This is a genomic window from Pseudomonas sp. 20-5 (genome assembly GCF_056782835.1).
In genome coordinates this window covers 4,757,719-4,777,894 of record NZ_CM165584.1, presented here as the reverse complement: position 1 = coordinate 4,777,894, position 20,176 = coordinate 4,757,719, and the positions used below count along the sequence as shown (strand labels likewise).

24 protein-coding genes and 1 tRNA gene are annotated in these 20,176 nt (G+C 66.2%); 7 read left to right on the top strand and 18 right to left on the bottom strand.

Annotated elements, in window-relative coordinates:
* The first annotated feature begins 8 nt into the window (after positions 1-8).
* Together AC1RB9_RS22105 and AC1RB9_RS22100 are read left to right on the top strand one after the other, a co-directional pair.
* Positions 9-995 (top strand): LysR family transcriptional regulator, encoded by a 987-nt coding sequence (locus tag AC1RB9_RS22105; RefSeq protein ID WP_003141134.1) that lies wholly within the window; start codon positions 9-11, stop codon positions 993-995.
* Between the two features lie 71 nt (positions 996-1,066).
* A complete protein-coding gene (locus tag AC1RB9_RS22100; RefSeq protein ID WP_003085387.1) occupies positions 1,067-1,732 on the top strand; it encodes a helix-turn-helix transcriptional regulator in 666 nt (221 codons plus the stop codon).
* On the opposite strand, the gene AC1RB9_RS22095 is transcribed toward AC1RB9_RS22100, so the two are convergent.
* The 8 genes from AC1RB9_RS22095 to AC1RB9_RS22060 all read right to left on the bottom strand — a co-directional run bounded on the left by AC1RB9_RS22095 (position 1,715) and on the right by AC1RB9_RS22060 (position 10,068).
* Entirely contained in the window at positions 1,715-2,620 is a 906-nt protein-coding gene (locus AC1RB9_RS22095; protein WP_003085391.1) for a sterol desaturase family protein, read from the bottom strand. The two genes, AC1RB9_RS22100 and AC1RB9_RS22095, sit on opposite strands and share 18 nt — an antisense overlap.
* A gap of 78 nt (positions 2,621-2,698) precedes the next feature.
* Positions 2,699-4,015 carry an MFS transporter gene (locus tag AC1RB9_RS22090; protein WP_003455024.1) on the bottom strand — a complete coding sequence of 439 codons (1,317 nt, stop codon included), beginning with the start codon at positions 4,013-4,015 and terminating at the stop codon, positions 2,699-2,701.
* Between the two features lie 70 nt (positions 4,016-4,085).
* Positions 4,086-5,480 (bottom strand): amidase, encoded by a 1,395-nt coding sequence (locus AC1RB9_RS22085; RefSeq protein ID WP_003455023.1) that lies wholly within the window; start codon positions 5,478-5,480, stop codon positions 4,086-4,088.
* A 126-nt stretch (positions 5,481-5,606) separates the two neighbouring features.
* Complete coding sequence (locus tag AC1RB9_RS22080; protein WP_003116522.1) at positions 5,607-6,227, bottom strand: CatB-related O-acetyltransferase; 621 nt, start codon at positions 6,225-6,227, stop codon at positions 5,607-5,609.
* Between the two features lie 33 nt (positions 6,228-6,260).
* Complete coding sequence (gene migA / locus AC1RB9_RS22075; RefSeq protein WP_023110354.1) at positions 6,261-7,163, bottom strand: alpha-1,6-rhamnosyltransferase; 903 nt, start codon at positions 7,161-7,163, stop codon at positions 6,261-6,263.
* Positions 7,164-7,417: 254 nt separating this feature from the next.
* A complete protein-coding gene (gene catB, locus AC1RB9_RS22070) occupies positions 7,418-8,056 on the bottom strand; it encodes a type B chloramphenicol O-acetyltransferase (RefSeq protein WP_003455019.1) in 639 nt (212 codons plus the stop codon).
* Between the two features lie 92 nt (positions 8,057-8,148).
* Positions 8,149-8,928, bottom strand: coding sequence for a toxA transcriptional regulator ToxR (toxR, locus tag AC1RB9_RS22065; protein WP_016263857.1), 780 nt, complete (start codon positions 8,926-8,928; stop codon positions 8,149-8,151).
* Between the two features lie 285 nt (positions 8,929-9,213).
* Positions 9,214-10,068, bottom strand: coding sequence for a LysR family transcriptional regulator (locus AC1RB9_RS22060; protein ID WP_003455016.1), 855 nt, complete (start codon positions 10,066-10,068; stop codon positions 9,214-9,216).
* A gap of 115 nt (positions 10,069-10,183) precedes the next feature.
* On the opposite strand from AC1RB9_RS22060, the gene AC1RB9_RS22055 reads away from it, so the two are divergent.
* Positions 10,184-10,480 (top strand): heme-binding protein, encoded by a 297-nt coding sequence (locus tag AC1RB9_RS22055; protein ID WP_003098431.1) that lies wholly within the window; start codon positions 10,184-10,186, stop codon positions 10,478-10,480.
* A gap of 44 nt (positions 10,481-10,524) precedes the next feature.
* Complete coding sequence (gene gloA, locus AC1RB9_RS22050; RefSeq protein WP_003098430.1) at positions 10,525-10,920, top strand: lactoylglutathione lyase; 396 nt, start codon at positions 10,525-10,527, stop codon at positions 10,918-10,920.
* A gap of 43 nt (positions 10,921-10,963) precedes the next feature.
* Here gloA and AC1RB9_RS22045 read toward each other — a convergent pair whose 3' ends face one another.
* Positions 10,964-11,470: a GNAT family N-acetyltransferase gene (locus AC1RB9_RS22045; RefSeq protein WP_003098429.1), complete on the bottom strand. Its 507-nt coding sequence runs from the start codon at positions 11,468-11,470 to the stop codon at positions 10,964-10,966.
* A 59-nt stretch (positions 11,471-11,529) separates the two neighbouring features.
* Entirely contained in the window at positions 11,530-11,787 is a 258-nt protein-coding gene (locus AC1RB9_RS22040) for a YjhX family toxin (protein ID WP_003085431.1), read from the bottom strand.
* 339 nt (positions 11,788-12,126) lie between these two features.
* Between AC1RB9_RS22040 and AC1RB9_RS22035 the strand changes: the two genes are divergently transcribed.
* Both AC1RB9_RS22035 and AC1RB9_RS22030 read left to right on the top strand, forming a co-directional pair.
* A complete protein-coding gene (locus tag AC1RB9_RS22035) occupies positions 12,127-12,420 on the top strand; it encodes a DUF2845 domain-containing protein (protein WP_003123050.1) in 294 nt (97 codons plus the stop codon).
* A 231-nt stretch (positions 12,421-12,651) separates the two neighbouring features.
* The gene (locus tag AC1RB9_RS22030) at positions 12,652-13,128 is read left to right on the top strand and encodes a hypothetical protein (protein ID WP_031652810.1); all 477 of its coding nucleotides are present in this window, start codon (positions 12,652-12,654) and stop codon (positions 13,126-13,128) included.
* A 136-nt stretch (positions 13,129-13,264) separates the two neighbouring features.
* Here the strand turns inward: AC1RB9_RS22030 and AC1RB9_RS22025 are convergent.
* The 8 genes from AC1RB9_RS22025 to AC1RB9_RS21990 form a co-directional block, all read right to left on the bottom strand.
* Positions 13,265-13,338, bottom strand: a tRNA-Gly gene (locus AC1RB9_RS22025).
* A 130-nt stretch (positions 13,339-13,468) separates the two neighbouring features.
* On the bottom strand, positions 13,469-14,371 hold the full coding sequence (gene phaG, locus AC1RB9_RS22020; protein ID WP_003454708.1) for a (R)-3-hydroxydecanoyl-ACP:CoA transacylase: 903 nt from the start codon (positions 14,369-14,371) through the stop codon (positions 13,469-13,471).
* A gap of 451 nt (positions 14,372-14,822) precedes the next feature.
* Positions 14,823-15,560: a murein L,D-transpeptidase catalytic domain family protein gene (locus AC1RB9_RS22015; RefSeq protein WP_003454706.1), complete on the bottom strand. Its 738-nt coding sequence runs from the start codon at positions 15,558-15,560 to the stop codon at positions 14,823-14,825.
* A gap of 79 nt (positions 15,561-15,639) precedes the next feature.
* Positions 15,640-16,683 carry a L,D-transpeptidase gene (locus AC1RB9_RS22010; RefSeq protein WP_003098363.1) on the bottom strand — a complete coding sequence of 348 codons (1,044 nt, stop codon included), beginning with the start codon at positions 16,681-16,683 and terminating at the stop codon, positions 15,640-15,642.
* A gap of 135 nt (positions 16,684-16,818) precedes the next feature.
* Positions 16,819-17,511 (bottom strand): pseudouridine synthase, encoded by a 693-nt coding sequence (locus AC1RB9_RS22005; protein ID WP_003114159.1) that lies wholly within the window; start codon positions 17,509-17,511, stop codon positions 16,819-16,821.
* Positions 17,511-17,723 (bottom strand): cysteine-rich CWC family protein, encoded by a 213-nt coding sequence (locus tag AC1RB9_RS22000; RefSeq protein ID WP_003098360.1) that lies wholly within the window; start codon positions 17,721-17,723, stop codon positions 17,511-17,513. The genes AC1RB9_RS22005 and AC1RB9_RS22000 overlap by 1 nt, the downstream gene beginning before the upstream one ends.
* Positions 17,724-17,803: 80 nt before the next feature.
* Positions 17,804-18,619 (bottom strand): DUF4824 family protein, encoded by an 816-nt coding sequence (locus AC1RB9_RS21995; RefSeq protein ID WP_003098357.1) that lies wholly within the window; start codon positions 18,617-18,619, stop codon positions 17,804-17,806.
* On the bottom strand, positions 18,616-19,692 hold the full coding sequence (locus AC1RB9_RS21990; protein ID WP_003098356.1) for a DUF2157 domain-containing protein: 1,077 nt from the start codon (positions 19,690-19,692) through the stop codon (positions 18,616-18,618). Before AC1RB9_RS21990 ends, AC1RB9_RS21995 begins: the two co-directional genes overlap by 4 nt.
* A 232-nt stretch (positions 19,693-19,924) precedes the next feature.
* Here AC1RB9_RS21990 and AC1RB9_RS21985 point away from each other — a divergent pair, with 232 nt between their 5' ends.
* On the top strand, positions 19,925-20,104 hold the full coding sequence (locus AC1RB9_RS21985) for a hypothetical protein (RefSeq protein ID WP_003098355.1): 180 nt from the start codon (positions 19,925-19,927) through the stop codon (positions 20,102-20,104).
* Positions 20,105-20,176: the final 72 nt, after the last annotated feature.

The window sequence follows — 20,176 nt, the reverse complement described above, 5'->3', positions numbered from 1 at the left end:
GAGGAAGCATGGCCCTATCGGAGTCCGCCGGGCAGCGCCCGGCACTGCTCAGGCCCGCGCAGGGACGCGACGACCGTGCCTATTGGCACGAGCTGTTCGGTTCTCTGGAGGTGGTGCATTTCTTCCTGGTCACCGCCCGCTGCGGCTGTTTCATGCAGGCTGCGCGCAGCCTGGACGTCAAGCCGACGCTGCTGCGCAAGACCCTGGCCCGGCTCGAGGAGCGCCTCGGCCTGCATCTGTTCGTGCATGAGGGCAACGCCCTCTCGCTGACCCGCGAGGGCCGCATCGTCCAGGCCGCCGGGCAGCGCCTGGTCGAGGACAGCCAGAGCCACGCCGATCTTCACCGGCAACAGCCGCTGGTGCGCCTGGCGGTGGCCGAAAGCGTCCTGCACGATGTGCTCAGTCGCGAGCTGTGGGGCTACCTGCGCAAGAACGCCAACCTGCGCGTAGCCCTCGCCGAGTTGCGCGAGGGCTGGCCGGAAAGCGCAGGGCCGGCGGAGATCGCCATCTGGATCGCCGATCCGGGGCAGCCGCATCCGCCGATGGAAGGCCACTTCGCCGCACCGGCGCGCATCGCCGAGCTGGAGTACCAGCCGCACATCGGCAAGCGCTATTCGCGCGAGCGCACGCGGCCGGCCAGCGAGGACGAGCTGGACGACTACCTGCTGGCGCAGCTCCATGGCCAGGCCGCCAGCGCCGCCCTGGCACCCTGGAACCGGCGGGTGGCGGCTCGCCAGTCGGGAGTGATCGAGGTGCAGAGCCACGACCTGCTGCTACAGGCGATCCTCTGGGGCGCCTGCATCGGCCTGCTGCCGCATTACGCCGGACGCCTGGAGCGCAACCTGGCGGCGTTGCCGCAGGTCTTCGACGAGCCGATGCGGCGGGAAGTCTGGATGAGCGTGCAGCCGGAAGCGGAGAACCGCGTGGAGGTGCGTGCCTTGCTCGATCTGATCGAGCACGCCTTCGACGACCGGCGCGACTGGTTCGGACGCTGACCTTGCGGGCTTGACGGCGGTCGCCATAGCCGACACCGTTTCGCCACGGAACGGTTGACGGAAGGTACGCGATGACGGAGCGGCATTGGCAGGGCGAGGTCTGGCTGGCGCGGGACCACGCGCTGTTCGCCGGGGTCAACGGCGATACCCGCGAGCACGCGCACTATGCCCACCAGTTGCTGCTGGCGGAGACGCCGCTGCGGGTGCGCGTCGCTGGCCAGGTACTGGAGGCCCGGCGCTTGCTGGTGCCCTCGCTGCAAGCCCATCGCGTCGACGCGTCGCAGCCGTTGCTGGCGCTGTACGCCGAGCCGCTGGCGTTCGACAGCGACGACCTGCGTCAGCTTCTCGAGGACGCTCCCGGCGAGCCCGAGGCGTTGCTGGGGCGGCTTGCGCGGCTGCCTCGTCGACGGCTCGACCGCCGCGTCGAAAAGGCCCTGGCGGCGCTCGACGAGCAACTCGCGGCGCGGGTCGAGGCGGAAAGACTGGCGCGCAGCGCCAGTCTTTCGCTGAGCCAACTGGAGCGGCTGTTCGCCGTCCAGGTCGGCCTGTCGGTGCGCCGCCTGGTGCTCTGGCGCCGCCTGTACCTGGCCTTCGCCCTGGCCTTGCAGGGGCGCAGCCTGACCGAGGCGGCCCATCACGCCGGCTTCGCCGACGCCGCGCACCTGTCGCGCAGCGTACGCAGCCTGCTCGGTATCCGCGCCGGCCTGTCGCTGCCGCACCTACGCCTGGCCGGCTGAACGCCCCAATCCTTCCGGCGGCTGTGGGACGTGCCTGCTGCGTGGCAGGTCGCGGAATGGCGCGAGCAACTGGCCGGCATAGTCGCGGGGATAGTCAGGCTGGTCGCCGATGCCCATGTCGGTGCTGTCCAGGCGGTAGTCGGGACGATGGAGGGCGGTGCCGAGCAGGCGGTCCCAGACGCTGAAGAACAGCGCGAAGTTGACGTCGCCGGCGCGCCCGTAGCGGATGTGGTGCAGGCGATGCAGCGGTGCCCAGGCGAACACATGGCGTAACCCGCCGATGCGCATGTCGACGTTGCTGTGTTGCAGCAGCAACTGGATGCCGATGGCGAAGGCGAGCAGCGCGGCGACCGTCTGCGGCACGCCGAGCAGCAACAGCGGCAGGGTGCCGCCGAGCGCTTCCAGGCCCAGGTGCAGGGGATGCTTCATCAGCCCGTTGAAACCGTACAGGCGCTGCACGCTATGGTGCACCGCGTGCAGCCGCCAAAGCAGCGCCGAACGGTGGCTGGCGTAGTGCACCAGGGTGATGCCGAGATCGGCCAGGACGATCGCCAGCAGCAGTTGCAGCCACAGCGGCCAGGCCTGCGGCCATACCGGCCAGAAGCCCAGGACTCCGGCCAGCAGTGGCAGGGCGAGGATGCCAAGTGCGTTCAGGCTTTCGTTGACCGACGCGTGCAGGACATCGCGCAGGCGGTCGGCGTGCGGCCGGTTCCAGCGTGGCTGGTAGGGCAGTCGTCGTTCGGCGAGAAAGGACAGGCCGAGCGCCCCGAGGAACAGGGCGACCAGCCAGGCGTGGGAAGCCTGGCGATAGCCGACCTGCCAGGTCGCCAGGCCGATGAAGCCGGACCAGAAGAGGGGCGCGTAGGCGTAGCGCAGGAAGAACTGCATGGTGGGACCTCCGGATGAATGAGGTCCCCAGCGTCGCTCGCGACAGGCCGGCGGCGCTTGAACGAACCGCGCAAGTTCTCAGTCGCGCAGCACCAGCGGCGCGCCTCCCATGTCCCCGCGACCCGGCCAGGTCTCGCGGGCCAGCCAGGCCCCACCCAGGCAGACCAGGTTGGCCAGCAGCAGGTAGCCCAGCGGCGACAGCGGATTGCCGGTGACGCCGATCAGCCAGGTCACCACGATCTGCGCGGTGCCGCCGAACGCGGCGACGCCGGTCGCATAGACCAGGGAAAAACCGGTGGAGCGCAGCGCCCGGGGGAAGCTTTCTACCAGCAGCACGATCAGCGCCGCGCCGCTCATGCCATGCAGGGCCGAGAGCAGGGCGAGGACGGCGAGGAAGACTGCCGGCTCGGGGGGACGGGTCATTGCCTGCAGTGCCGGGAACAGCACCGCGAGCAGCGCCAGGCGCGGCAGGATCAGCACGGCGCGGCGCCCGTAGCGGTCGCAGAGCACGCCGCCGAGCAACGCCGAGAGCGCCAGTGCGGCGCCGGCGACCAGCGTCGAGAGCATCGCGATGCCCGCCGGCAGGTGTAGCTCGGTAAGGGCGAAGGTGGTCATGTAGTTGAGGAAGTACTGGGTGATGGTGCTTCCGGAGAGGATCAGCAGACCGAGCAGCAGGGCCCGCCGATGATTGCCGAACAATTCGCCGAGCAGGCTCCGGGTGTTGGCCTGGCGGCCGCGTCCGGCAAAGGTCTCGGCCAGGTTGAGGCGGATGTACAGGCCGATCGGCAGGACCAGCAGGCCGGCCGCGAAGGGAATCCGCCAGCCCCATTCCTGCAGTTGGCGCTCGTCGAGCCAGAGGGTGAGCAGGTAGCCCATCAGCCCGGCGGCGACCGCCGCGATGCCTTGCGCTACGACCTGCCAGCAGGCGTAGGTGCCGCGCTTGTGCGGCGGTGCCGCCTCGAGGATGTAGGTGGTCGCCGGCCCGGCCTCGCCGCCCCAGGCCAGGCCTTGCAGCAGGCGGGTCAGCACCAGCAGCAGCGGCGCGGCCGGGCCGATGCTGTCGTAGCCGGGGAGCACCGCGATGCCGCCGGTGCCCAGCGCCATCAGGAACAGGGTAAGGAGCATCGCCGGCTTGCGCCCGGCGCGGTCGGCGTAGGCGCCGATAAGGATCGCGCCGAGGGGGCGGATGACGAAGCCGACGCCGAACGCGGTGACCGACAGGAGCAGGCTGACGAAGGTGCTGTCGGAGGGGAAGAAAGTCCGTCCGATCATCACCGCGAAGGTGGCATAGACCCCGAAGTCGAAGAATTCCACGGCGTTGCCGAGGACCACGGCAAAGACGCTGCGGCGGCTGGCCGGATCGGCGGCCGCCGGGGGACGGGTGGGGGAGCGCATGGCGAAGGCCCTCTCGGAGTGACGACTGAAACACTCAGGCCTGGAGCCGAGCGACGAGCGGCCGCCGGCTTCAGTCAGCCGGCGGCCGGGGCCAGCCGTGGATCGGACCGCGCCAGCCTTCGTAGGTCTTGCCGATGCGCAACAGCCAGGTATCGGCGAAGCGCGGCGCGACCAGTTGCAGGCCGATCGGCATGCCGGCGGCCGTGAAGCCGCAGTTTATCGAGAGCGCGGGCTGTTCGCCCATATTCCACGGCACGGTGAAGACGATGTGCTCGAACGGCCGCTGCGGATCGTTCAGCGGCGAGGCCCAGTCGGCGGGGAAGGCCTCGACCTGGTTGGTCGGCGTCAGTAGCAGGTCGATCTCGCCGAACAGCCGGGCGGCGCGCCGGCGCATCTCGAAGGTCTGGTTGAAACCGCGCACCGCATCGACCCCGCTAACCCGTGCGCCGCCCTCGGCCCAGGCGTGGACATAGGGCAGCACTCTGGCCCGCCGCGTCTCGTCGAGGAGCAGCAGTTCGCTCCACAGGCGGGCGCGCCAGAAGTCGTTCAGGCCGTCGAGCAGGCTCCGGTCCATCAGCGGTTCGACGATCCTGAGCTGGGCGCCGTGCTCCTCGAACAGCCGCGCTGCGGCCTCGATCGCGGCGCGGATTTCCGCGTCGGGCTGCAGGCCGCAGCCGGGGTCGAGTTGCAGGCCGACCCTCAGGCCGCGCACCGACAGCGGCTCGGCGCTCCAGTCCAGCGCTTCCGGCGGCAGGCTGGTGGCGTCGCGGGCGTCGGGCTGCGCGAGGTAGCGCATCAGCAGCAGGCAGTCGTCCATGCAGCGGGTCATCGGACCGGCGCAGCGACCGGTGTAGTAGGGGTCGATGGGGATCCGCCCGAGGCTTGGCTTGAAGCCCACCAGGCCGCACCAGCCCGCCGGCAGTCGTACCGAGCCGCCGATGTCGGTGCCCAGGTGCAGCGGTCCGTAGCCGGCGGCGGCCGCCGCTGCCGCGCCCGAACTGGAGCCGCCGGTATTCTTGGCCAGGTTCCAGGGATTGCGGGTGACTCCGTGGAAGCTGGAGAGGCCGGATGAGAGCATGCCGAAGTCTGGAACCGTAGTCTTGGCCAGGACGATCGCGCCGGCTTCGCGCAGCCGAGCGGCCGGTGGCGCGTCGCAGGGCGCGGGTTGCAGGGCGGTGGCGGCGCTGCCCAATGGGATAGGTTCGCCAGCGGTCGCGATCAGCTCCTTGATGGTTACCGGCAGCCCGTCCAGCGGGCCTTTGGGCTGTCCCTTGCGCCAGCGCTCGGTGGCCGCCGCGGCCTGTTCGCGAATCCGTTGAGGGTCGAAGCGATACAGCGCGTTGAGATGCGGTTCCCAGCGCTGGATGTGGGCCAGCAGATGCTCGTAGTACTCGCCAGGCGAGAGTTCCCGGCGGGCGAACAGTGCCAGCAGGCGGGTTCCCGGGAGGTCGTGCAGCGCGGTCATTCAAGCTCCCTCGAAGAACGGCCGCGGGCGTCAAGCGACCGGCCTACCCGTTGTCGGGCGGCGATTCGAAACCAAGGTGTATCGGGGAGGTATAGCCCATGACCGGCGATCATTCCCGCCGGGGAATCAGCCCTTGCGTTGCTCGATGTAGCGCAGGAAGGCTGTCATGTCGGTACTGCACAGGGTCCGGGCGACCTGCTTCACCTCGTCCACCGGCCAGTCCCACCAGGCCGAAGCCAGCAGGGCTTCGCGGATGTCTTCCTCGAAGCGCCAGCGGATCTGCCGGGCCGGGTTGCCGCCGACGATGGCGAACGGTGGCACGTCGCGGGTCACCACCGCGCCGGCGGCGACTACCGCACCATGCCCGATGGTGACCCCGGAGAGGATCAGCGCGTTCGTGCAGATCCAACAGTCGCTACCGATGACCACGTCGCCGCGGGTCGTGGTGCTGTCAGGGATGTCGGCGACCTCATCGATCATCTTCGGGAAGGGGTAGGTGGTGAGCCAGTCGGTATGGTGCTCGCCGCCGAGGAGGATCTTCACGCCGGCAGCGATCGAGGTGTAGGCGCCGATCCTTAGGGTGGCCTTGTCGCCGAACTCGGTGACCTCCGGGATCCCGTAGGTGCCCACGCCGACCTCGTAATGTGGGTAGGCAAGACGGATCTTCTCCGGGGCCTTGAAGATCTTTTCCCAGCCACGGAAGTACTTCCGCTCTTTGCGTTTTTTCAGTTTTTCCAGGAATTTCATCGAATTACCTTGCCACCTTGGAGTCCGCGGGGCTCAGGTGGTCTCGTGATGGAGAAGGAAGCGCTTCAACCGGCGGAAGGTGGTGCGGTTCCACTGCCGCAGCGGCAGCGAGCGGAGCAGTTGCCAGGCATGCCGCTTGTCCGCGACCACGGCGTATTTCAGGGCCTTGTTGACCAGCTCCGTGCGGCCGCGCTCGTAGGCGGGATGCGACTGGTAGGGCGCGATGGTGCGCAGGTCGGCATCGAGCAGCACCTTGTAGCGCCGCGACAGGTTGTCGGGGTGGCGCCGGTAGCGGGTGACCAGCACCGGCAGCTTGTGGATCTGGTAGCCCTGGCTGGCGATACGCAGGGTCATCTGGAAGTCCTGCACCTTGATCTCGGGATCATAGAAGCCGGCGGCGCGCAGGGCCTCCATGCGGTACAGGGACACCGGGGCGCCGCAGACGTAGGCGTTGCCGAGCAGGTAGTCGAAGTCCAGCTGGCGGATGCGATTGCCGTTCTGCCGCTTGGTTTCCTGGCCTTCGCTGTCGATGTAGATCACCAGGGCGCCGACGCAGCCGACTTCCGGGTGCTGGTCGAGGTACGCGGCGCGCACGCTCAACGAGTGCGGCAGCATGATGTCGTCCAGGTCCGGCGTGGCTACGTAGTCGCCGCGGGCGTGTCGCAGGCCGAAGTTCAGCGCTGCGCTGACGCCCTGGTTCTGCTGGCGGTAGAGCTGGAAACCGTGGACTTTCTGCAACTGCTCCAGCATGGCGTAGCTGTTGTCGGTGGAACCGTCGTCGACGATGATCACTTCGAAATTCGGGTAGTCCTGCTCGTAGATGCTGCGCAGGGCTTCTTCCAGGTACTTTTCCGCGTTGAAGCAGGGCGCTACGACGGATACCAGCGGGGCGTCCGTCGTGCCTGAGTGCTTGCTGGAAGTGGCTTCTTCAATCATGTGTCGTTCTTGTCACTCGTCTTGCCCGGTAGCCGTTCCAGGGGGCCGTCGGTCATGAAGTCCTGCGATCGTTCCGGCGATCGGTGCTCGGCGCGGGCTGGCGGAAACACAGCGTTTCGCTCCGCCGCTACGGTCGCTGGAGTGGCTCTGGCACGCATGCCTGGATGGCCAGGCATCGCGACAGTATACCGTCGGAAGCATAGAGGGTAGGCCATCGGGCCCGAGAAAAATCCTCGACCTCCTTCGTCCAACCGTCAGGCCGTGGCCTGGCGCTGTTTCCAGTGCCGGTACAAGGCGGGGATATCCCCAGTACACAGCAGTGGCATGGCTGCCTCGATATCGGCCAGTGGCCAGTCCCACCAGGCCATTTCCAGCAGGTTCTGGATATCGCCATCGGAAAAGCGCTTACGAATGGTCCGGGCCGGGTTACCGCCGACGATGGCATAGGGCTCGACATCGCCGGTCACCAGCGCGCGGCTGCCGATGATGGCTCCGTGGCCGACCCGTACGCCGGGCATGAACATCGCCTCGGTACCGATCCAGACGTCATGGCCGATCAGCGTGTCGCCCGCTGGCTGATAGCCGTTCACGGCGCCGGCGAAGGCAGGCTCTTCGTGCATGAAGTGGAAGGGGAAGGTCGACGCCCATTCGGCGCGGTGTCCCTGGTTGCCGGCCATGATGAAGGCGGCGCCACTGCCGATCGAGCAGAAACTGCCGATGACCAGCTTGTCCACGTCGTCGCGGTCCGGCATCAGGTAGCGGGCGCAGTCGTCGAAGGAATGCCCGTGATAGTAGCCGGAGTAGTAGCTGTAGCGCCCCACCCGTATGTTCGGGTTGCTGACCTGTTCCGAGAGCAGCTTGCCCCTGAAGGGGCTCTCGAAATAGTTGCCCATGACCGTCGTCCCTGTCCGTCGAAACCGCCAAGGGTAGCGCCTGGTGGGATAGCGGGCCAGCCTGGCGTGACGGCTGGCAGCCGCGTCGGCGTTCAGCAGGCCGGAGTGCTGAACGGCCAGGCCTGGAAAGGCTCCGAATAGTGCCTGCCGTGACGGAAGGCGAAGGGGAGTGCGTTGGCTTGTTGGTGCAGTTCCTCATTGTCGACGTTGAGGCAAAGCATCTGGATGTCCTGTGCCACCAACAGCCGGTTCAGGTACTCGATGCTCTTGCGCTGGCGCAGGTTACGCGTCAGCGGGCCGGGGGCAAGCAGGCGCGCGTCCAGGCCCAGGTAATCGCAGAGGCCGGCGTCGACCTCGGCGAAGCACTGGCGAGCGTCGGTATCGATGCGTTGCGGGTGCAGCGCGATGCGCACGCCGCTGTCGCGTAGCCGGGCGAGGGACGCCAGGTACTCCGCCGAGGCGGGTTCCTGCTCGTCGATGGCCAGCAGCAGGCAGAGTTCGACCTGGTGCTGCTGCAATTGCCTGGCCGAGGCCAGGATCCGCTCGCAGACCCCGGCGTTGCCCAGGCTGCTGGCATGCAGGGGAATGAAGTTCTTGCCGAGCAGTTCGAGGTCGGTGTTGTGCCGGTGCACGCACAGGAGGCGCGCCAGCAGGTGCTTGACCGCCGCCTCGGCAAGCAGCGGCGGTGCGCCGGAAAGGAAGGCCGACAGGTCGACGCGCTGGCGCCGTTCGCGCAGGGAGAGCTTGCTGCCGACCAACGCGCCGTTCCTCGCATAGATGCCATGGGCGAAGAGCTCGAATCCGTCGTTCGCATCACGGTTGCCGAGGCAGAGCCATTTCAATGGCGGGGGCGTTCTGTCTGTCGCAGTCATAAGTGATGGCTCTATGGGCAAATCTCGCCAAGGCGCTCGGGCATGGAGCCCGCACGCAGGGTTGAGGGGTATCTAGCGGAGACGACCCTACCTCCCACGAATCAAGGTCTTTCGTCGGAAAACCCAGGGGGCAGGTAGGGGATCGGCTCGGCAATCGGCCGCCGAGGGTACTTCCGGTGTCGCCGCCAGGCCTGGTTGGTGGCGGCTTTTTCTCTGGTCTGTGCAGTGGTTCCGCTGTTACCGATTTTTCCGAGTGCGTTTGTGTTGCGGCATCGATCATTGGCGTCAGTCGGCGCCGATGCTGTCGATGAAGCCCTGGATCAGCGGCGAGGCTTGCTGTTTGCGCCAGACGAAATGGATATCGCTGGAGTCCAGGCCGGCTACCGGTTCGGCATGGAAACCCCGTCGCGCGGAGGGCATGCGTGCAACGAAGCTCTCCGGCACGCAGGCGAAGCCGAGACCGGCCTCGATGCAGGCGAAGAGGCTTGGGTAGGACTCGATTTCCAGGGTTGCACGCGGCTGGATACCGCTTTCCGCCAGCCAGCGGTCGACCTGGCGGCGGTAGTGGCAAGTGTGGCCGAACACATAGAGTTCGAGGCTGGCGAGGTCCTCGGGAGTGGGCGCCGGTAGGTCGGCGGGAGTGACCCGCAACAGGCGCTCGCGGAAGGCCAGGCGGCTGGCCAGCAACGGGTGTTCGATGGGGCCGTCGGTGACGATCAGGTCCAGCTCTCCCTCCATCAGCAGGCGCTCGAGCAGCAGCGAATGCTCCGGGCGGATGTGCAGTTCAACGCCCGGCGACTCACGGCGGTAGCGGGCCAGGCGCTGGGGCAGGTGATTGGCCAGGGCCACGTCCAGTGCGCCGACCCGTAGCGCGCCGTGCGCCTGGTCGCCGGCGAACAGCGCGGCGGTCTCGTCGGCCAGCGCCAGCAGGCGCCGGGCATGGCGGTACAACAGGCGGCCCTCGGGGGTGACCAGCAGGCGGTTCCTTTCGCGATTGAACAGGGCTACGCCGAGTTGTCCTTCGAGTTCGCGCAAGCGGGTAGTGATGTTCGACGGCACGCAATGCAACTGTTCGGCCGCGGCTGCGATGGTGCCGCGTTCGACCACCGCGCAGAAGAATCCGAGTTGAGAGAGTTTCACATCATTCTCTTTAAGTGAGCGATTTGCTGATTATTGATTACTTTTAATGAGTGAAAGGCCACCCTAGCATGGACCTCGCGATCGCTTCCAACCCCATTTCACGAGGAAAGATTCCATGACCTACCACGTACTGGTTCAGTTCGACGTTCCCTCCGACAAGCGCGAAGCGTTCGCCGCGGCAGGCCTGTTCGATGCCAATGGCTCGTTGCAGAACGAACCGGGCACCCTGCGCTTCGAGGTGATCCGCGACGAGAACAACCGCAACCGCTTCTACCTCGACGAGGTGTACGAAGACGAGGCGGCGTTCCTCCAGCATTGCCGCAACGAAACCATCGCGCGCTTCTATGAACTGATCGACAGCTATGCCTTCGGTCCGTTTTTCCTGTTCAAGGGCTACCGCGTCGAGGGTTGATTCCCGCTCCGGCGGCTCGCCGCCGGACTCCATGGAGAGTTTCCATGCGAATCCTGCACAGCATGCTCCGCGTGGCCGATCTCGAGGCCGCGCTGGAGTTCTACACCCGCGCCCTGGACATGCGTCTGCTACGGCGCCGGGACTATCCCGAAGGCCGCTTCACCCTGGCCTTCGTCGGCTACCAGGACGAGCGCGCGGCCGCTGCCCTGGAGTTGACCCACAACTGGGACCGGGACGGCTACACCCAGGGCGACGGCTACGGCCACCTGGCCATCGAGGTCGAGGATGCCGCCGTCACCTGCGCCCGGGCCAGGGCGCTGGGCTATCGGGTCACCCGCGAGGCCGGGCCGATGCAGCACGGACGCAGCGTGATCGCCTTCCTCGAAGACCCGGACGGCTACAAGGTGGAACTGATCCAGAAGGGTACCCAGTTCGATTGAGCCCGCGACCAGGGGGCGACATAGCGGCTGCTGTCGTTCCGGCTCAGCCGCTGGCGTCGAATGCGGCGTGGAAGGCCACTATTCCTTGCGCCATGCGCCCGCTGAAGGACTGTGCCTGGAAGTATTCGGCGGGAACGCCGGGCAACGCCAGGCCGCTTTCCACCCGAAAGCCGAAGTGCGAGTAGTAGGTCGGTTCGCCCAGTACCACGCAGCCGCCCGCGGGCAGCATGCGCAGCTCGGCGAGCAGGCGCCGGACCAACTGCGAACCGAGACCCTGGCGCTGCCGCCCGGGCGCCACCGATAGCGGCGCGAGGCCGTACCAGTCGCCCGCTTCGCCATCGATGGTCACTGGTGAGGCAGCGATATGGCCGATCACCTGGCCGTTCGCTTCGGCCACCAGCGAAAACGTCAGCGCGCCGGCACGGCGCAGGGCGTCGATGATGTACTGCTCGGTATGGCTGCTGTGCGTTTCGTTGCGGAACGCGGCTTCGGTCAGGCGGGCGATGGCGTCGATGTCGCCGGGCGTTTCCGCACGGATGGAAATATTCATGCAAGCACTCCTCGGAACCCCCGCCTTGTCCCGGCGGGGGCAATGGAAAAGGAAGAGGGTCAGCGATTGTCCGCCTGCGGGCGCACGGCTTTCAGCCCGGCCATGGATATCCGGTAGGGCCTGCCCTGGCGGGAGTGGACCAGGCCCTTGTTCTTCAGCCTGGAGAACACCGCCAGGGTGCAGTCGAGCAGCAGGTGGCCGTCGCGGTTGTAGCACTCGACGCGGGTGATCTTGCCCGAAGCGTCGCGAAGGAAGGCGATATGGCCGCCCTGGGCCAAGGCGTGAAGCGTCCGTTGTTCCGGCTTGGAAACGTTCATGTCGGTAGAACCTGTAATCATCGGTGTGACAACGCGGCCGCACTGCGCGAAAAGGCGTGTGCGAGCCATGGCGAAGGCAGATAACCGGCGACACCTCGTGCGGGATGACGAAGTGGCGGTTATCGGATGACTACTATCTCCAACATGCAAGCCTCGGATCGGGGAGGGCGCAGCCACGAAAGCGTGCTGCGATGCGGCAGTCTAACGAAGCTGGCGAAGCGACGGCAAGAAACTGCCTGCGTCGCTATGCCGCCGTGCGACGCTTGCGCCTTTGTGAGGGAGTTCGCCTCGCCCCGCGGCGGTCCGCGCTTTCATTATCGGGGGAAGCGGGAGGTATCCATGTTTCGCACGGCGCTGACGCTGGTCATGTCTTCGTTGGCAATTCCTGCCGTCGCCTCGATGAGATGCGGCACGCATCTGGTGGACGAGGGCGACAGCGTCGAGCAAGTCCTGGAAAGGTGCGGGCAACCGCTGAGCAGGATCGTCAACGAGCCTGCCCTGCGCAACAACGGCGTGCCCAAGTTGAATGCCGCACGCACCGAATTCTGGGTGTATGGCCCCAGTGGAGGCGTCTACCGACACTTGCGCTTCATCGATGGCAAGCTGGTCGAGATTCGGCTCGAGCGGAAGTGATACGAGGCTGTTGAGGAGTTATTCCTACAGATAATTACTAATTCGCTGCGGAACACCGTGAAAGAGCGCTGAGAGAGAAGACGAGCCGGGTGCGGGCCTAGGTGGATGCGTCTTCCGTCGTGTAGGAATTGCCCGATATCGGGCGGCGGGGCGGAAGGTTGCGGGCCACCCTGATCGCATACCTGAAAAGTTGGCGGCGTAATCTCCGCGATTTTCAGGCGAGGACGCGTCGTGTTGAAGTTATTGGTCGTGGTTGCTTCCCTGTTCATCGGCGGAGGCATGGCCATGGGAGAGCCTGGGGGGGCGGATGGGTTTTCCGCTGTCGCAGCGGTCGATCCGGGAGCGAACCCCGAAGCGCAACTGGACGAGGAGCCTCAGGAGGTCAGCGAAGCGCCGGTCTATCGCGTGGATGACCTCACCTTCCTGTACCTCACCCATGAGGTCTATCTGGAACCCTACGTTTCCTGCCGTCCGAAAGTCCTGGGCGAACGTTCGTACGTCGCCTGCTGGAACGAAACCTACTCCGGCCGCTCCCCGCTGAACTTCTGGGAATACGACGGGGGCGACTTCCTCGCCCTCAACGACCCGGCACGTGTGTTGGCCGAGGGAAAGTTCGCCAGCGAGCAGCACATCGGCGAAGCGCCCCTGCCGCTGCCTCTGGATATCGATCTGGACCAGTTGGAACGGGCCTACTCGCTGATGATGTAAGGAAGAGGAACCTTCCGGCTGCGCCTCCGCCGAAATCCAGGGGGCGCTTCCGATCTTTCCTGGGCTTTACGCGGTAAAGCCTGAAAACAGAAAGCCCCTGGCACTGGTTGGTGTCAGGGGCTTTTGCATTGGGATCTGGAGCGGGCGAAGGGAATCGAACCCTCGTCATGAGCTTGGGAAGCTCAGGTAATGCCATTATACGACGCCCGCTCGGATGGCTTTTGCGGCCAGGGCGCCTTTTTACCAGATGCGCGGCGGCAGGTGAAGCCCGGGGCGGGGTTTTTGTTGATTTCGCTGGGTTTTTCCGCCAGGGGAGCGGGGCTCCCCGTGGCGGTGGCGGTTAGCTGGCGAGGGCGGCGAGGGGGACGCTGGCGCCGTTGGGCTGGGGGCGGTAGATCGGGTTGAGCGGCTGCGTGCGCTGCGGGCGGAGGAAGGCCAGCAGGGCGTCCTGGGTCTGTTGCCAGGCGGCCTTGTGCTCGACGTCGATGAAGTGGCCGGCATTGCGGATGGTGTGGAATTCCGCGCCGCGGATCAGTTGGCCGAACTGGCGGGCTTCGTGGGGCGTGGTGTAGATGTCCAGCTCGCCGTTCATGAACAGCACCGGGATCTCGATGCCGGCGAAGCTCTCGGTATAGCTATCGGCGTTCAGGCGCAGCACTTCGCGGATATGGAAGTGCATCTGGTGGTATTCGTGCTCGTCCAGGCTGCTGACGTGGCGGAAGTTGTAGCGCTTGAACAACTGTGGCAGGTAGCGGCCGATGGTTTCGTTGACCAGGTTGCCGATCTGGGTGCGATCGCAGGCGGCGAGGTAGTCGAGGCCGCGATGCAGGTAGTCGAGCATGGCCGGGTTGAGCTGAGGCGAGAATGAGTTGACCACCGCCCTGCGGATCCGTCCGGGACGTTGCGCCAGGGCCAGCAGGGTGGCGACGCCGCCCCACGAGAACGACATCACTACCTCGGCACGGAAGCGTTCGATCAGTTCCAGCAGGATCCTGGCCTCGCATTCCTTGCTGATCGGCGTGTGGTTTTCGTTATGGGGTTTGGACTGGCCGGCATACGGCTGGTCGTAGAGCACCACGTTGTAATGCGGCTGCAGGTACTTCACGGTCTGGGCGAAGGACGCTGTGGTCGACAGCGAGCCGTTGACCAGGATGATGGTCTGCTGCGCCGAGGGGTTGCCGTAGAACTCGGTGTGAATCCTGTATTGCCCGTGGATCTCGATGATGGCTGTTTCCGGCCTCATGTCGCTTCCTCCTGGAATCGTTCGATGGGAACGCGGCGACCTGCTTGTCGCGGCGAATACAAAATGCTCATGGGCAGATGAAAGCGCCTCCCAATGACAGTTGAATGTCATTCGGATGGATTTAATAAACTTTTGATTTTCAACGACTTACAGGCAAATAGAGAGCGTCCGAAATCCTCTCGGATTTTGGCGAAGCGGCTATTGGCCGGGCAGGAAAGGCCGGCGCCGAAGCGCGGGCAGTCACGCGGGCTTTCTTGGAAGTCGTTTGTGACTGGTCAGTCACAACGTGAGCGTCAGTTAAGCAGCCGGCGTGCCGGACTGCAAGCCCTGTTTCGCTTTTGGATGGGGGAAGGGGGGCTGGAATCCGACGAAATGCCGCGAGGCAAGTACCGATGCTGCGATTTCGGGATGCCGGGAAGGAAAGGGACGGCGCGGCCGCCGCCCCGGCGGTTCATTTGAGCAGGCTGGCGATGACTTCCGGCGTACGCGCCGCACGTGCCACGGCGCAGCTCTGCGGGGCGAGGAAGCGCGAGGTTTCCAGCCACTTCGGTTGCGGGTAATAGGCGAACACGTAGCTGCCGCGCTTGAGGGTGTTGATCAGCCGGGCCGCCACGGCCGGGCGTACCGCAGGGCAGCCCTGGCTGCGGCCCAGACGACCGAGCCCGGGAACCACCCTGGGATCGGCGTAGGCAGCGGAATGCATGACGATGGCGCGTTCTTCGCTCTTGTCGTTGAAGCCCGGCTCCAGGCCAACCAGGCGCAGCGACTGACCATGCTTGCCGGTATAGAGCTGGCCGGTCTGGAACAGCCCGATCGACGACTGGTAGCTGTTCGGCCGGTTGGAGAAGGAGGTGGCAAGGTCATCGCCGCTGTTCTTGCCGTGGGTCACCCACTCTTCGAAGAGCAGCTTGCGGGCCTTCAGGTCGAATACCCAGAGACGCTTGTCGCGCGACGGCCGCGAGTAGTCGATCACCGTCAGCAGGCCGTTGTCGCCGCCCTGGCTGGCACTCGCGCAGGCATAGGCGGTAAGGGCCAGTTCGAGGGTCGGCAGGCTGGCCTGGGGAGCGAGTTTCTGCAGGTCCTTGGCGGAGGGAAGTGGCATGGCGAATACCGGCCCGCTGGCCAGTGCGCAAAGGGTGGCGCCCGCCAGGTTCAGCCTGCGCAGGGCGGCACGGAGGAAGGTTGGCATACGAGCAGTATTCCCATCGGTTCAGTGTGGTTTTTACCGGATGAGAGGCATTGTGCTCGATTTTTGAACAACTTGCCGACTACTTTTTAAGCGATTTCGTCGGATTGTTCGGTGTTTCCGTGGCGATCACCGTGAAATCGGAGTCGCTGTGGGTGTCCCGGGTCGAGGCCCAGTCGGTGATCACCAGGGTGCTGCCGACGTCCATGGCACCGAGCATTTCGCGGACGAAGGTCGGGTCCATGCGGATCTTGCCCAGTTGCTCGGAGGGTGTCAGGCCCTGTCCCGGGTTGCTCACCTGGACCACCGACCAGCGCAGGTTCGGCGAGGTCTCGCTGATTTCTTCCGGGGTCGGCTTTTCCAGCAGCGAGAACACCGCCATGCCGGTTTGCGGGCGTGCCGGCAACTGCACCGGTGCGGTGCCGATGCGCTGGCCGCCGCGATAGACATAGGCGCGCTGGTCGGCGCGGCTGATCAGCACCGACAACGGACCGCGTTCCGCGCCGGGGTCGTTCCAGGCGATTTCTCCGGGCTCCACCGGCAGCGTCACCGGTCGCCCGTCCGCTACCGTCGGTGCCAGCAGGCCGGGGTGGTCGACTTCCTTCGGCGCGCTGCTGGCGTTGGAAATGATTACCGTGGTGGAGCTGAATCCGGTGATGCCGTAGAGCTTCTTGGCGAACGCCATGGGCAGGCGGATGCAGCCGTGGGAGGCGGGATAGCCGGGCAGGTTGCCGGCGTGCAGGGCGATGCCGTCCCAGGTCAGGCGCTGCATGTAGGGCATGGGCGCGCTGTTGTAGAGGTCGGACTTGTGGTCGACGCTCTTTTGCAGGATCGAGAACACTCCGGTCGGGGTCTCCCGGCCCTTCTTGCCGGAGCTGAGGGTGCTGACCCCGATGGCGATACCGTTGCGGTAGATGTAGGCCTTCTGTTCGGTAAGGCTGACCACGATGGTCACTGGTCCCTGCGGGGAAACCTCCGGGTACCAGAGGTACTCGCCGGGCTTCATGCTCTTCAGCCGCGCCTTGATGTCGGCCGGCGGCAAAGGCGCGTTCGCTGGGCTGGCGGGCGCCGCGTGGAGGCTGCCGACGGCGAAGGCCAGCAGCAGTACGGCAAGGGATCTTTTCATTGGCGCTTTCTCTTGCTCCATGCGGGAAAGGCTGTCGCTCCGACAGATGCCATTCAGCTTAGCGTCGCTCGCGACGGCCGGCCAAACCCCTGCGGTCCGGCCTCTTTCGGTGGACAGGCGGCGGGCGGCGGGGTTTCACACCGAACAGATTTCTTCAGCATTCAGGGGGCGCCAGGCACCCGGCGGCAACTGTGGGTCGAGACAAATATCGCCCATGCGCTCGCGGTGCAGGCGCAGCACCTTGTTGTCGAAGTGGCCGAACATGCGCTTGACCTGGTGATAGCGGCCTTCGTGCAGGGTCAGGCGGGCGCAGCGTGGGCCGATCGGTTCGAGCTGCGCGGGGAGGGTGACCAGGTCTTCGAAGCGGAAGTGGAGGCCGGCGGCGAAGGCATCCACGTAGCGTTGGTCGATGGGCGCCTCGGTTTCCACGTAGTAGACCTTGTCGCGCCGGCTGCCCGGCAGGGTCAGGCGGCGCGACCACTGGCCATCGTTGGTCAGCAGCATCAGGCCGGTGGTGTTGTAGTCGAGACGACCGCCAATGTGCAGGTCGTCGCGCAGGTCTTCCGGGAACAGGTCGAGGACGGTCGGGTGTTGCGGGTCGCGGGTGGCGCTGACGCAGCCCATCGGTTTGTGCAGCATGTAGTAGCGCGCCGGCTTGCCAGCCTGGAGCAGCCGCTCGTCCAGTTCCACCCGGCTGAACACCCGCACCTCGTGGGTGCCGTCGCGCACCACCTGGCCGTCCACGCGCAAGTGTCCACCGGCGATCAGCATCTGCGCGTCGCGGCGGCTGAGTTCGGGCAGATTGGCGAGGAAGCGGTCCAGGCGCATCAGTCGTCGGCGTCGGGCGGCAGCAGTTGCGCGCAGCGTGGGCAGAGGCAGGCGCGGCGGCGCAGCTCGGCGGGAATCCGCTCCAGCACGGCCGCATCGATCTCCGTGGTGAAGCACCAGCAAGCCTGGGTGGCGCTAGCGGGATAGGCCAGGGTGCAGCGGTTGGATTGCTGGCACAGCGGGCAGCGGCCTGGATCGATTTCGCTGTTCATGGCGCGGTGGATGGCTGGCGGGTGCCCAGGGTGCAGGGCCCGGCGCGCGGATGCAAGCATCGTGCGCCAGGCGGGGCGTTTCAGCGGCGAACGGCGTTGGTGATCCAGGGCTCCAGGCGCTGGCCGAAGCTGAGGTGCAGTTCCAGCGGCGCTAGCCGGTAGTTTTGTTCGTCGACCTTGGCGAATACCGCGTGCCATTGTCGTGGCACGTTGATCGCGGCGAGGTCGGTACGGCTGATGTAGCCGCCGACCAGAGTCCTGCCTCCGTCGACCGCGGACCAGGGACGCACCCGGCCCTTGACGATGGCGTAGCGCTGGCGCTCGGGGTAGCGCTGGCGCAGGGCGGCCAGGTCGAGGCCGGCGTCGACGATGAACAGTCGGCTGGCCTCTCCCTGCTCATGCTTCAGTTGGTGGCGAGCGGCTTCCATCTGGCTGGACAGCATTTCGTCCTTGGGCAGGGCCTTGCTGCGGGCGCTGGCCTCGGCCAGGCGCTCCTCGGCCAGGCGTACTTCGCGGCGATAGGCCGGGCCGTCGAGCTCCAGGACCAGCAGCACCTGTTTTTCCTGTTGGCGGCGGTAGCGCCGTACGCTCTCTTCGTCGAGCGCGTCCGGGATGCTGAAACCGAGGGCGCGCATCTGCTCGGGCGGCAGCGGGGGAGCGAGGTCACTGGGCGGCTCGCTGCTCGGCGAGCGAAGCTCCAGGCGCAGTTCGACGCCACTGTTCTCTTCGCTCCAGAAACCGTAGGACCAGTTGCGCTGGAGCTCGCGCTGGCTGAGCACCAGCTTGCTTTCGGCCTCGCCGGACCGGTTCCAGGCGACGCCACCGAGGGCGGCCAGGTTCGCCGCCAGCAGCAGGAGGCTGCCGGCGATCAGGGCGTTGCGACGGTTGCGATTCATGCGTCAGTCCTCGCGGCGATGCCCAGGGGCGTGCGCAGGCGGCGCAGGACCAGCAGGATCAGCAGGGCGCTGAGGCCGAGCACCAGGAAGAACAGGTACTTCGGCATCGCTTCCCACCACCAGTCGAAGAACTTGGTGTAGAGGAAGATGACGAAGAAGGTGATCCCGGTATTGCTCACGTCCGCCCAGTTGCGTCGCGCGCCGAGCCAGATCACAAGGGCGGCGGCGACGAAGCCGGCGACCTGGTAGAGCCCCTCGATGAGCGCCGACGGTAACGCCAGGTAGCTGCCTGAGCCCCAGTTGGCCAGCACCAGCATCGGCAGGAACAGGCCGAGCAGGGCGAACACCCGGTAGATCACGGCGAAGCCGCTGAAGTTGCGCTGCTCGAAGCACAGCGGCACGGCGAAGATCAGCGCGGCGGCGGGGAAGAAGTTCTCCGGTCGCTCGCCTACGCTCAGCCAGTAGCCGCCGCCCCAGGTGCCGACGCGCGCGGCGATGAAACCCATCACGCAGAGGATCGCCGCCGCCAGCAGCAGGCGGGCGTTGCACAGGTAGGCCAGGAGCAGGGCGTAGAGCGCCCAGGGCACCAGCGCCAGGTCGCTGGGGGTGACGTTGAATATCTGCCCGAGCATGGTCAGGTCGAGGACGAAGCAGGCGAACGCGACCATCGCCGCCAGCTTGCTGAAGTAGCCCGAGGCGTCCTTGGCCTGGACCCAGAGCGTGGCGAAGAACGCGGCGAAGGCGCTGCCGATCAGGATCGCCACCTGGGCGACGGTGGGGAACAGGCCCCAGAAGCGATAGAACAGCAGGAACACGCTGGCGGCGAAGGCCAGGGCGCCGAAGAACGAGGCTACCCGCATGCCCAGCGAAAGTTGCTGGCTGCGCAGGTCGTGGTCGATGTCGAAACGGTCGCGGTAGCTGTCCAGCAGGGCCAGGTGATAGTCGGCGAGTTGCCGGGCCTGGGCCGGTTCGAGGCGGAACGCCTGCTCCTGGTCGAGGCGTTGCAGCTCGCGCTGGAACACCAGGATGTCGTTGGCGCGCTGCTGTGCCTGGGCGCGGTCGATGGGTTGCATGCATGCTCCTTGAGCGGTTCCGGCGGGGCCGGCAGTCCTTGGTCCGCGCACTCTACCGAGAAACGCCGGCTGCGGTCACGTTCTGGAGGCCCGTGTCGTTGGTCGGATTCAGGGAATTTCCGTTTTTTCCTTCGGTCTCTATTGCAGCCGGGTTGCAACCGCCGCAACCGGCTTCCCGCTCCATCGGGATCTTGTCCAGGCGTGGTTCGGCTGCGTTCTGCGATGAAGGAGAATGCTGATGGTCATGCGATTGTTCGGGCTGCTACTGGCGGCCTTCCTGATGAGCGGTTGCAGCGTTCGGGTGCCGGGCGCCTACGTCGAACTGGATCCGTTCGACGATGGCTACTACGGCTACGATCGCGGCGGCCCGCCCCATTGTCCTCCGGGCCACGCCAAGAAAGGCTGGTGCTGAGCCCACTTCCATTTCCCGAGTCTTCACGTCGTATGCGCGCCTCGCGGCGTCGCCGGTCGTCCGGCCGGTCGG

Excerpts from the sequence above, each read along its gene's own strand:
- AC1RB9_RS22090 (WP_003455024.1), bottom strand. The coding sequence starts at position 4,015 with ATGCGCTCCCCCACCCGTCCCCCGGCGGCCGCCGATCCGGCCAGCCGC.
- AC1RB9_RS22015 (WP_003454706.1), bottom strand. The coding sequence starts at position 15,560 with ATGCCAACCTTCCTCCGTGCCGCCCTGCGCAGGCTGAACCTGGCGGGC.
- AC1RB9_RS22000 (WP_003098360.1), bottom strand. The coding sequence starts at position 17,723 with ATGAACAGCGAAATCGATCCAGGCCGCTGCCCGCTGTGCCAGCAATCC.
- AC1RB9_RS22010 (WP_003098363.1), bottom strand. The coding sequence starts at position 16,683 with ATGAAAAGATCCCTTGCCGTACTGCTGCTGGCCTTCGCCGTCGGCAGC.
- AC1RB9_RS22100 (WP_003085387.1), top strand. The coding sequence starts at position 1,067 with ATGACGGAGCGGCATTGGCAGGGCGAGGTCTGGCTGGCGCGGGACCAC.
- AC1RB9_RS21985 (WP_003098355.1), top strand. The coding sequence starts at position 19,925 with ATGCTGATGGTCATGCGATTGTTCGGGCTGCTACTGGCGGCCTTCCTG.
- AC1RB9_RS21990 (WP_003098356.1), bottom strand. The coding sequence starts at position 19,692 with ATGCAACCCATCGACCGCGCCCAGGCACAGCAGCGCGCCAACGACATC.
- catB (WP_003455019.1), bottom strand. The coding sequence starts at position 8,056 with ATGGGCAACTATTTCGAGAGCCCCTTCAGGGGCAAGCTGCTCTCGGAA.
- AC1RB9_RS22040 (WP_003085431.1), bottom strand. The coding sequence starts at position 11,787 with ATGAACGTTTCCAAGCCGGAACAACGGACGCTTCACGCCTTGGCCCAG.
- AC1RB9_RS22080 (WP_003116522.1), bottom strand. The coding sequence starts at position 6,227 with ATGAAATTCCTGGAAAAACTGAAAAAACGCAAAGAGCGGAAGTACTTC.
- AC1RB9_RS22055 (WP_003098431.1), top strand. The coding sequence starts at position 10,184 with ATGACCTACCACGTACTGGTTCAGTTCGACGTTCCCTCCGACAAGCGC.
- toxR (WP_016263857.1), bottom strand. The coding sequence starts at position 8,928 with ATGACTGCGACAGACAGAACGCCCCCGCCATTGAAATGGCTCTGCCTC.
- migA (WP_023110354.1), bottom strand. The coding sequence starts at position 7,163 with ATGATTGAAGAAGCCACTTCCAGCAAGCACTCAGGCACGACGGACGCC.
- AC1RB9_RS22035 (WP_003123050.1), top strand. The coding sequence starts at position 12,127 with ATGTTTCGCACGGCGCTGACGCTGGTCATGTCTTCGTTGGCAATTCCT.
- gloA (WP_003098430.1), top strand. The coding sequence starts at position 10,525 with ATGCGAATCCTGCACAGCATGCTCCGCGTGGCCGATCTCGAGGCCGCG.
- AC1RB9_RS22005 (WP_003114159.1), bottom strand. The coding sequence starts at position 17,511 with ATGCGCCTGGACCGCTTCCTCGCCAATCTGCCCGAACTCAGCCGCCGC.
- AC1RB9_RS22045 (WP_003098429.1), bottom strand. The coding sequence starts at position 11,470 with ATGAATATTTCCATCCGTGCGGAAACGCCCGGCGACATCGACGCCATC.
- AC1RB9_RS21995 (WP_003098357.1), bottom strand. The coding sequence starts at position 18,619 with ATGAATCGCAACCGTCGCAACGCCCTGATCGCCGGCAGCCTCCTGCTG.
- phaG (WP_003454708.1), bottom strand. The coding sequence starts at position 14,371 with ATGAGGCCGGAAACAGCCATCATCGAGATCCACGGGCAATACAGGATT.
- AC1RB9_RS22105 (WP_003141134.1), top strand. The coding sequence starts at position 9 with ATGGCCCTATCGGAGTCCGCCGGGCAGCGCCCGGCACTGCTCAGGCCC.
- AC1RB9_RS22095 (WP_003085391.1), bottom strand. The coding sequence starts at position 2,620 with ATGCAGTTCTTCCTGCGCTACGCCTACGCGCCCCTCTTCTGGTCCGGC.
- AC1RB9_RS22085 (WP_003455023.1), bottom strand. The coding sequence starts at position 5,480 with ATGACCGCGCTGCACGACCTCCCGGGAACCCGCCTGCTGGCACTGTTC.